General features: G+C 72.8%; 7 protein-coding genes. 4 read left to right on the forward strand and 3 right to left on the reverse strand.

Features of this window, described 5'->3' with window-relative positions:
• Window positions 1-49 precede the first annotated feature (49 nt).
• On the reverse strand, window positions 50-244 hold the full coding sequence (locus tag Q8R60_07715) for a DUF3046 domain-containing protein (GenBank protein MDP3712355.1): 195 nt from the start codon (window positions 242-244) through the stop codon (window positions 50-52).
• Between the two features lie 55 nt (window positions 245-299).
• Between Q8R60_07715 and Q8R60_07720 the strand changes: the two genes are divergently transcribed.
• From Q8R60_07720 to Q8R60_07735, 4 genes are all read left to right on the forward strand, one after another.
• Entirely contained in the window at window positions 300-782 is a 483-nt protein-coding gene (locus tag Q8R60_07720; GenBank protein MDP3712356.1) for an RNA polymerase sigma factor, read from the forward strand.
• Window positions 779-2,344, forward strand: a complete 1,566-nt coding sequence (locus tag Q8R60_07725; GenBank protein ID MDP3712357.1) for a hypothetical protein — start codon at window positions 779-781, stop codon at window positions 2,342-2,344. The genes Q8R60_07720 and Q8R60_07725 overlap by 4 nt, the downstream gene beginning before the upstream one ends.
• A 22-nt stretch (window positions 2,345-2,366) precedes the next feature.
• A complete protein-coding gene (locus Q8R60_07730; GenBank protein ID MDP3712358.1) occupies window positions 2,367-2,660 on the forward strand; it encodes a GNAT family N-acetyltransferase in 294 nt (97 codons plus the stop codon).
• 134 nt (window positions 2,661-2,794) lie between these two features.
• On the forward strand, window positions 2,795-7,471 hold the full coding sequence (locus tag Q8R60_07735; protein ID MDP3712359.1) for an ATP-dependent helicase: 4,677 nt from the start codon (window positions 2,795-2,797) through the stop codon (window positions 7,469-7,471).
• Between the two features lie 4 nt (window positions 7,472-7,475).
• On the opposite strand, the gene Q8R60_07740 is transcribed toward Q8R60_07735, so the two are convergent.
• Together Q8R60_07740 and Q8R60_07745 are read right to left on the reverse strand one after the other, a co-directional pair.
• Window positions 7,476-9,023 (reverse strand): BNR-4 repeat-containing protein, encoded by a 1,548-nt coding sequence (locus tag Q8R60_07740; GenBank protein MDP3712360.1) that lies wholly within the window; start codon window positions 9,021-9,023, stop codon window positions 7,476-7,478.
• 36 nt (window positions 9,024-9,059) lie between these two features.
• On the reverse strand, window positions 9,060-9,776 hold the full coding sequence (locus tag Q8R60_07745; GenBank protein ID MDP3712361.1) for a hypothetical protein: 717 nt from the start codon (window positions 9,774-9,776) through the stop codon (window positions 9,060-9,062).
• Between the last annotated feature and the right edge of the window lie 185 nt (window positions 9,777-9,961).

Genomic DNA, 9,961 nt, shown 5'->3' on the forward strand with positions numbered 1-9,961 from the left:
GACCGACGTTAGACCGAACAGCCGTTCGAATGCCAGCGACACGCCGCAGTCAGCGGTCGGCCGCCGGAGCGCTCGTCGCGTCGCAGACCGCGCGCCACACGGCCTTGGTGTCCTCACCCGCGGCGAGCGCCTCGCGCACGGTGCGCGAGCCGAGCTGCGGCAGGGACTGGTCGGCGGCGTAGGACTCGGCGTAGCCGACGCCGAAGCGCGCTTCCATCCGCCGCCAGAACTCCGTGAGCCGCACCCCGCCACGATAGGCACGACCCAACCGGAACGCCGCCTGACGGTGTAGACCCACCGTGACCCTGCTCTCGGAGGTGCGTGTGGACTCGGCGGACTTCACCGCCTGGGTGCGCCCGCACCTGCCCGTCATGGGCCGTGTCGCCGCGCGCCTCGCCCCCGACGCCGACCGCGACGACGTCGTCCAGGACGCGCTGACCAGGGCCTGGCGCAAGCAGGGGCAGTACGACGAGAGCCGCGGCTCCGCGTCGGCGTGGCTGTGCGCGATCGTCGCCGGTGAGGCCCGCCGGGCCCGCGCACGGCGACGCCCGCTCGACGTGGCGGTGCCAGCTTCGTCGTACGACCTCGTGCGCGACCTCGACCTCGAGCGCGCCGTCGCGACCCTGCCGAAGCGGCAGCGCGAGGCCGTCGACCTGCACTACTTCGTCGGGCTGTCGGTCGCCGAGACCGCCGCCGTCATGGGCTGCGCCGAGGGCACCGTCAAGTCGACGCTGTCCGATGCGCGCGGCCGGCTCCGGGACCTGCTGGGAGAGGACGCATGAGCATCGAGGACCGCTTGACCGCAGGGGGTTCCGCCTGGCGCGAGTCCCAGCCGCCGGTGACCGTCTCGCCGCTGATGGAGGTACGCCGCAAGCCGGTCCTCTGGTTGCCGTTCACCGCTGCCGCCGCGACGGTCGCCGTCGTGCTCGGGGCATCGGTGCTCGTCTCCCGCGACGACTCCCCCGCGCCGGTCGCCTCCGGCGTCGTCCCCTACGCCGACCTGCGCGCCGGCGAGACCGACGTCCCCGCGCCGCTCGGCTTCGCCGACTTCCCTGCGTCCAGCAGCCCTGCCATCTCGTACTGCGAGGAGACGGACGTCGTCGGGCGCTTCACCGTGCTGGCGCAGGGCCGTGGACGCTTTTCCTTCACCAGCAACGGCGTTCGCGACTGCCTCCTGGCGAGCCAGGCCGGTGTCCGGCTGAGCACAGTGACGGGCAGAGGTGGCGAGTACTCGACGTTGGCTCGGGAGCCACGGCTCGCCGGCGATGCAGGGGGCTACCCGCAACGCGTGCTGGGGCAAGATCCGCTGCTTGTCGACCTCGACTTCAGCGGCCAGTGCTTGGTCGCCGAGGGGTTCGCTGTCGAGGGGATCGTGCCGGGTGTCCTTCGCGTTGCTGGTACGCCGGTCTGCGCCGATGTGACGGACGACGAGCGCTTCGAGGCCGGACCCCTGCACGTCGCAGGCGAACCGCACGCACCTGTTCCCGATGACAGAGCAGGTCTGCGCGTCGAGATCGAGGTGGACGGTCCCGCGCCGACGTCGGGACCGCTGGACTACCGCGTCCGTCTGAGCAATCCGACGAGCGAACCGATCTCCCTGGACCCGTGCCCTGCGTATGTGACGGGCCTCTACCGCAAGGACTCGAGCGGTGAGTCCTACTCAGGCTCCGGCGGACGGCTCAACTGCCACGCAGCACCCGATGCGGTCCCGGCGGGCGGATCCGTGGTCTTCGCCATGCGGCACGAGACCACCGACCCGGATGGCATCCCCGGTCCGACTGACGTGCAGGCGATGTCGCTGCGCTGGGCCATCGCCGGCCCGGCGCCTGCTAGCGCGGACGTTCGGGTCGCGTCCCCGGCGCCGTCGTCGGCACAGGCGGCCACCCCGAGCTCGTCCAGCGGTGGCGCGACACCGGCGGGCGCGGCCTGCCGAGCCCGCGACCTCGAGGCGCGCTTCGAGGGTCGTCAGGCGGCCAGCCAGGACGGCAGCCCGCGCATCGACAGGTTCCTCGTGGTCCGCAAGACGACGAGCGGGGGCTGCCTGCTCCGAGGTGTTCCCGTGGGTGCCGTCTTCGTGCAGGACGGCGACCTCGGTGCGGGCGTGAACGTGGAGCCGGCTAAGCAACCCTCGCCGGTCGAGATGCTGCTCGAGCGCGGACAGGAAGCTGTGGCCATCCTGCAGCACGGCACGTGCGCGCCACCGACGGAGCGCACCTACTTTGCCTTCCGCCTGCCCAGCGGCGACGACCTGCGCGCGGAAGCGCCCGTCGAAGCGGACCAGGAGGACGGAGGCGCGCTGAGGCAGTGCGACCTCCTGGCCTACGCCTTCGCTCCTCGCTCATGAGGCGGCTTGGCATGCTGGCGCCATGAGCGATGTGGTGCACGCGGCGGAGCGGTCCCGGTTCGAGATCGTCGAGGGCGAGCACCGGGCGGTGCTGACCTACGTGCGGACCGACGACCAGGTGGTGCTGGAGCACACGGTCGTCCCGCCCGAGCTGGGCGGGCGCGGGCTCGGCTCGGACCTGGCTCGAGCCGCCCTGGAGTGGGCCCGCGAGCAGGGCCTTGCCGTCGTACCTCAGTGCACGTTCGTGCAGTCGTTCCTGGCCAAGCACCCCGAGGTGACCGAGAGCGTGACCCTTCGACAGGCGAGGGGTGTCTGATCCTCTCGCGACGACACGCCGCACGTCGCCGCGAGACGATCACCATCGCCCACTCGGGCTCAGGGGGTCGTCGCAACAGCCTGACGTGAGGGGTTGGGGTGAGTGTCGGACCTGGAGGGGATGATCGGGGCCTCATGACTGCGCTCGAGAGGTTCTCCCCCGCGACCCGGGCGTGGTTCGAGGGCGCCTTTGCGGCGCCGACCGCGGCGCAGGAGGGCGCGTGGGCGGCGATCAGCAGCGGCGACCACACCCTCGTGGTCGCGCCGACCGGCTCCGGAAAGACGCTGTCCGCGTTCCTGTGGAGCCTCGACCGCCTCGCTGCGACTCCCCCACCCGCGGACCCGAAGCACCGCTGCCGGGTCCTCTACGTCAGCCCACTCAAGGCGCTCGCCGTCGACGTGGAGCGCAACCTGCGGGCGCCCCTGACCGGCATCCGGCAGGCGGCGCAGCGGCTCGACCTGCCGGTGCCCGACATCCGGGTCGGCACCCGCTCCGGTGACACTCCGGCCGACGAGCGGCGGGCCTTCGCGAAGACCCCGCCGGACGTCTTCATCACGACGCCGGAGTCGCTCTTCCTGGTCCTCACCAGCGCCGCCCGGGAGTCGCTGCGCGGTGTCGAGACGGTCATCATCGACGAGGTCCATGCCGTCTCCGGCACCAAGCGCGGCGCCCACCTGGCCCTCAGTCTGGAGCGGCTCGACGCCCTGCTCGAGAAGCCCGCGCAACGGGTCGGCCTGTCCGCGACGGTCCGGCCGATCGACGAAGTCGCCCGCTTCCTCGGCGGCGGCCGCGAGGTCACCATCGTCCAGCCGCCGTCGACCAAGGTGATCGAGGTCGAGGTCGTCGTCCCCGTCGAGGACATGTCGGCTCTCGGCGAGTCGACGGGCCCCGTCCGCGGCGGGTCGGCCGCCGGCGCCGAGCCGCGGGCGTCCATCTGGCCCGCGGTCGAGGAGAAGATCGTCGACCTGGTGGAGGCCCACCGCGCGACCATCGTCTTCTGCAACAGCCGCCGCACCGCCGAGCGGCTGACGAGCCGCCTCAACGAGATCGCCATGGAGCGAGCCCACCCCACCGAGCCGCAGCCGCTCGAGGCCTACGACCGGCCGGACGGCTCCGCGGGCGTCAAGCCGGCCGGCGCAAGCTTCCAGCGCGGCCCCGCCCAGCACCCAGGCCAGGGCGGTACCGGCACGGGATCCCCGTGGGGCAACGGCACACCGGCCGACGGCCCGGTCGTCATCGCGCGCGCCCACCACGGCTCCGTCAGCAGGGAGCAGCGCGTCGAGATCGAGGAGGCGCTGAAATCAGGCCGCCTGCCCTGCGTCGTCGCGACCTCCAGCCTCGAGCTCGGCATCGACATGGGCGCCGTCGACCTCGTCGTGCAGGTCGAGTCACCGCCGTCGGTCGCGAGCGGCCTGCAGCGGGTCGGCCGCGCAGGGCACCAGGTCGGGGCGGTCTCCCGCGGTGTCGTGCTCCCGAAGTACCGCGGCGACCTCGTCCAGTGCGCCGTCGTCGCGGAGCGGATGGTCGACGGCGGGATCGAGTCGACGACCTACCCCCGCAACCCCCTCGACGTCCTCGCCCAGCAGGTCGTTGCGATGTGCGCGATGGAGTCGTGGGAGGTCGAGGACCTCGCCGCCCTCGTCCGCCGCGCCGCGCCCTTCGCGGGGCTGCCCCAATCCGCCTTCGAGGCGACGCTGGACATGCTGTCGGGCCGCTACCCGAGCGACGACTTCGCCGAGCTCCGCCCCCGCATCACCTGGGACCGCGTCACCGGCGTCCTCGCCGGAAGGCCTGGTGCGCAACGGCTCGCGGTCACGTCCGGCGGCACGATCCCCGACCGCGGCATGTTCGGCGTCTTCCTCGTCGGGGAGAAGAAGAGCCGCGTCGGCGAGCTCGACGAGGAGATGGTCTACGAGTCACGCGTCGGCGACGTCTTCCTGCTCGGCAGCAGCGCCTGGCGGATCGAGGACATCAGCCACGACCAGGTCCTCGTCACGCCCGCGCCGGGCCAGCCCGGCCGGATGCCCTACTGGCACGGCGACGCCCCGGGCCGGCCGCTGGAGCTCGGTCGCGCTCTCGGCGCCTTCCTGCGCGAGGTCAGCGCCCTCACCCCCGACGAGGCCCGCGAGCGGCTGACAGCAGGCGGCCTCGACGAGTCCGCCGCCACCAACCTGCTCGCCTACCTCGCCGAGCAGCGCGAGTCGACCGGCGTCCTGCCCGACGACCGCACGATCCTCGTCGAGCGCTTCCGCGACGAGCTCGGCGACTGGCGGCTCGCGATCCACTCGCCCTTCGGCAACCAGGTCAACCAGCCGTGGTCGCTGGCGCTGACGGCCCGGCTGCGCGAGACCTACGGCGTCGACGTCCAGTCGATGCACTCCGACGACGGCATCGTGCTGCGACTCCCCGAGACCGAGGACGCCCCGTCGGGTGCCCTGGCCGTCTTCGCCCCCGAGGACGTCGAGCCGGCCGTCCAGGCGGAGGTCGGCGGGTCGGCGCTGTTCGCCAGCCGCTTCCGCGAGTGCGCCGCCCGCGCCCTGCTGCTCCCGCGCCGCAACCCGACCCGACGGACTCCCCTGTGGCAGCAGCGGCAGCGGGCCGCCCAGCTGCTGAGTGTCGCCAGTCAGTACGGCAGCTTCCCGGTCGTCCTCGAGACCATGCGCGAGGTGCTGCAGGACGTCTTCGACGTACCCGGTCTGGTCGAGCTCATGAAGGACGTCGAGGGCCGTCGGGTCCGACTGGTCGAGGTCGAGACCCAGCAGCCCAGCCCCTTCGCGCGGTCGCTGCTCTTCGGCTACATCGGCGCCTTCATGTACGAGGGCGACGCCCCCCTCGCCGAGCGCCGCGCCCAGGCGCTCTCCCTCGACAGCGCGCTGCTCGCCGAGCTGCTCGGCCAGGCCGAGCTGCGCGAGCTCATCGACGCCGACGCGCTCGCCGAGGTCGAGGCCGAGGTGCAGCTGCTCACCGAGGAGCGGCGCGCGAAGGACGTCGAGGGCGTCGCGGACCTCCTGCGCAGGCTGGGCGACCTCACCACCGACGAGGTCGTACGCCGAGGAGGCCAACCCCTGTGGCTCGCCGAGCTCGAGGAGAGCCGGCGCGCCATCCGAGTGCGGATCGCCGGTGAGGAGCGGTGGGCGTCGATCGAGGACGCCGGTCGGCTGCAGGACGCCCTCGGAGTCGCCCTGCCGGTCGGCATCCCGGAGGCCTTCGTCGAGCCGGTCCGCGACCCCGTCGGCGACCTGGTGTCGCGCTACGCCCGCACCCATGGGCCGTTCCACCCCGCCGACGTCGCCGCCCGCTTCGGACTCGGTGTCGCCGTCGTCGACCAGGCACTGGCCCGGCTCGCAGCAAGCGGCCGGGTCGTGCACGGCGAGTTCCGCCCCGGCGGCAGCGGCCTGGAGTGGTGCGACGCCGAGGTCCTGCGGATGCTCCGGAGGAGGTCGCTCGCCAAGCTCCGCAAGGAGGTCGAGCCGGTCCCGCCCGAGGCCCTCGCGCGGTTCCTCCCGCAGTGGCAGGGCATCGGCGGGTCCAGCGGCAGAGGGATCGACGGGCTGCTGCGAGCGATCGAGCAGCTGCAGGGGGCGGCCATCCCGGCCTCCGCCCTCGAGACCCTGGTGCTGCCGAGCCGCGTCGCCGGCTACACCCCCGCCCTCCTCGACGAGGTCACCGCCTCCGGCGAGGTCCTCTGGGCCGGCCAGGGCTCGCTGCCCGGCTCGGACGGCTGGGTCAGCCTGCAGCTCGCCGACACCGCCGACCTGCTGCTGCCCCCGTTGGCCGAGGTCAGCGGCACGCCGTTGCACGACGCGGTCCTTGCGGCGCTCGACGGCGACACCGCACTGTTCTTCCGCTCGCTGTCCGACCGGGTCGGGTCCACCGACGACGCCGCCCTGCAGCAGGCGGTCTGGGACCTGGTCTGGGCGGGCGCGCTCACCAACGACACGATCGGTCCGCTGCGCGCCCTGCTCGGCACCGGCCGCACGACCCACTCCGCCAAGCGCGGTCCGGTCCGCCAGCGCTCGCGTTACGGCAGGCCCGTCATGCCGACCCGCACCGGCCCGCCGACCATGGCAGGGCGGTGGAGCCGGCTGCCCGACCGCGACACCGACCCGACCCGTCGTACCCATGCCCTCGCCGAGGCCCTGCTCGACCGGCACGGCGTCGTCACCCGTGGAGCGGTCGTCGCCGAGCGCCAGCCGGGCGGCTTCTCCGCCGTCTACACCGTGCTCAAGGCCTTCGAGGAGTCGGGCCGGGTTCGTCGCGGCTACTTCGTCGAGGGACTGGGTGCCGCGCAGTTCGCCGCGCCCGGAGCGGTCGACCGGATGCGCGCGATCGCGGCCGCGAAGCCCGCCGACGAGGAGCCGCTCTGGACGACGCCGGTGCCCGGCGGGTGGGAGGGCAACCCCGCACTGCAGCGGCAGCGCAAGCGCCGTGACGAGGCCCGCGCGGTCGTGCTCGCCGCGACCGACCCGGCCAACCCCTACGGCGGGGCGCTGGCCTGGCCCGCCCAGGACGCCGACAAGCAGGGCGGCCACAAGCCGGGCCGCAAGGCCGGCGCCCTGGTCGTCCTCGTCGACGGCGCCCTGGTGCTCTACGTCGAGCGTGGCGGCAAGACGCTGCTGTCGTTCCGCGACGACGAGGGCTGCCTCGCACCGGCCGTCGACGCACTCGTGCTGGCGGTCCGCGACGGCGCGCTCGGCAGACTCACGGTCACCAAGGCCGACGGCGAGGCGGCCCTCACCTCACCGCTCGGCCTGGCCCTGGAGGCCGCCGGCTTCCGCCCCACCCCGAGGGGCCTGCGCCTGCGGGCGTGAGAGCTCAGCCGCCGAGGACGACCGACTCGCTGCGCGCGGCCTCGTGGTCGCCGGGCCACACCCAGCGGAACTCCAGCCCCGCGCGCGAGGGGACCGTGGCCGACACCCGGCCGGTGTTGTCGGTGTAGCCGGTCGCCCGGTTGGTCCAGGTCTCCCAGCCGACGGGGCGGCTCTGCAGGGTCAGCTCCTTGCCGACGTAGCCGACGATCCCGGTGCGCAGATCGGCGCTGACCGCGAGCCCGCTGCCCTCGGCCTTGCTGGTGACCGCCACGTCGGTCGGCGCCGCGGCCCGCGGGCGTGTCGTCCGGTCGGCGGCCACCGAGGTGTGGAAGGACGTGAAGTAGCCGTAGCGACCGGTCATCCAGACGACCCGACCGCTGCCGCCCCGCGGCACGACCGGTCGCACGTTGTCCTGGTGCGAGCCGATCGTCACGGCTTCGCTCGTCCACGACCGTCCCAGGTCAGGCGTCGTCCAGCGCTCGACCTCGAGCTTCGCGATGCCGGGCCTCGCCAGCACGACCGTGGACGGGTCGTCGTGGTCGAAGGAGATGCCCGCGGTGTAGCCGGGCTCGCGCGGCGCGCCGGCGATGCTGCCGCCCGCCGAGGTGATCCGGGTGCTCAGCCAGCGACGGCCGTCCCAGGCGGCGTACCAGTAGTCGTGGTCGGTCGAGCTGCCCTCGGGCATCGTCGCGAAGACGATGCGCGGGCGCCCCTGCGCGTCGAGCGCGACGTCGTGGACCCAGGCATCGCGGCCTGCAGGTGCGGCGTAGACGAGGTCGCCCTGCGCGGGCGCGATCGGCAGCCGGCTGACCGGCGCAATCCCGCGACCGCTCGCCCCGCGCAGTGCACCCTTGCGGTAGGCGGCGTAGTAGATCGAGGAGTGCGTCTCCGCGGGGTGGCCGTTGGTGAAGCCCATCGCGATCGTGTCGCGACCGTTGCCGGCGTACTTGACGTAGGGCCGCTGCTCCTTCACGTGGACGAGTCGCCGCGCCGGCGTCCAGGTGCGACCCAGGTCGCGGGTCGTCGTGAAGGCCGGGCTCGAGTAGCCGCTGCGGCCGAAGACCCACATCGTCCCCTCGTCGGGGAGCAGCACCGGGTTGACGTAGGTCGACACCCGGTCGCCGGCCACCTTGAGCGGCACGGTGCCGAGCGGGCCCCAGTGGCTGATGTCGCGCGGCCGCGTCGTCGTGCGGGTGAAGACCTCGGCGCCGTTGTGGCGCGACCAGAAGGCCTGGACCCGACCGTCGGGCCGCACGATCACCGCCGGGTGGTCGTGGTCGTCGACCTCGAAGTTGGTCATCACGACCGCGGTCGTCGTGGTGCCGCTCCCGTCGACGGCGCCGATGACGATGTCGCCGCGCGAGCTGATCCACCCGAGAAAGGTCGTGTCACCGTCCTGCGCGGCCCGCGGCTCGGAGAACCAGCACCACGCGCCGTCCTCGGCGACGAGCGCCGTCGGCGACGCCACAACCTGCGGCACCGGCCCCGCGACCGCCTGCGACCCCGCCATCACGAGGGCAGCGACGAGCCCGCTCCAGGCCACGCGTCGCACGACGATCTCCTCGCTGGGTCTGGGTGGGTGAAGGAGTTAGGGGGCGTAGACGACGGGCTTGCCGCCGCACTTGCCGCAGGGATAGGCAGCCCGCACGCCGAGGACGTCTCCGAGAGCCAACGTCTGCAGCGACAGGTCCGTCGGACCGACAACGGCCATGGTCTGCGCGGTGTTCTCCTCCTCCGCGTGGTTGAGGGACAGCCAGTGTCCGAGCTCGTGCACCAAGGTGCCCTGCAGGTCGACTCCGGGCGTGTTGGTTGCGACACCGAAAACATTGACCGGCTCACCTACCAAGCGACCACAGGAATTGTCCCGCTGCTCGCACTGACGCCACGTCCAGAGGTTGTCGGCCGCTAACGTCAGGTCGGCCTCGAGAAGGAGGCCGCCTGAATGGAACGGTGTAGCACTCGCGCGGGCCGTCGGAAACGCGGAAACCGAGAAGCCGACGACGTTCATCCCGTCCTGAATGCCTGGTAGTGCGTCCGTGCGACCCCGGTAGATGAACGAGATGCGAGCATTCGCGCGCTCCCAGGTCCGCGCGGCGGCGGCAGTCGCTCCTTCGACCTCCTCAGGCGTGACACGCAGTGGAAGACCCGGGTTGATGTAGTACTCGATGACCACACGCTTGCCAGGCTGAGTCGGCCAGCGGTAGTCGTACAGGTCGTAATCGGCGCATGTCTTGGCTGCCGGGCAACCGTCGGCCTGCGCCGTCGGCACGAGGCCGAGACTGACGAGCAGCGCCGCGGCCCACATCAGAACACCGCGGGACCTCCACGACGCCCGCCGCAGCCGCGGCGCCGACGTCGTCGTGACATCAGGCGCGCGCAGAACAGATGGGGCGTGTGCTGGGTGCACGACATCTCCTACAGGCCGGACCGCACGAGCGGACACCGGGAGAGGTCATAACCACACAGCTGCGGTGCTGGGGGGGGGGGGGG

Source organism: Mycobacteriales bacterium, from assembly GCA_030697205.1.
In the GTDB taxonomy this organism is placed as follows: Bacteria; Actinomycetota; Actinomycetes; order Mycobacteriales; family SCTD01; genus JAUYQP01.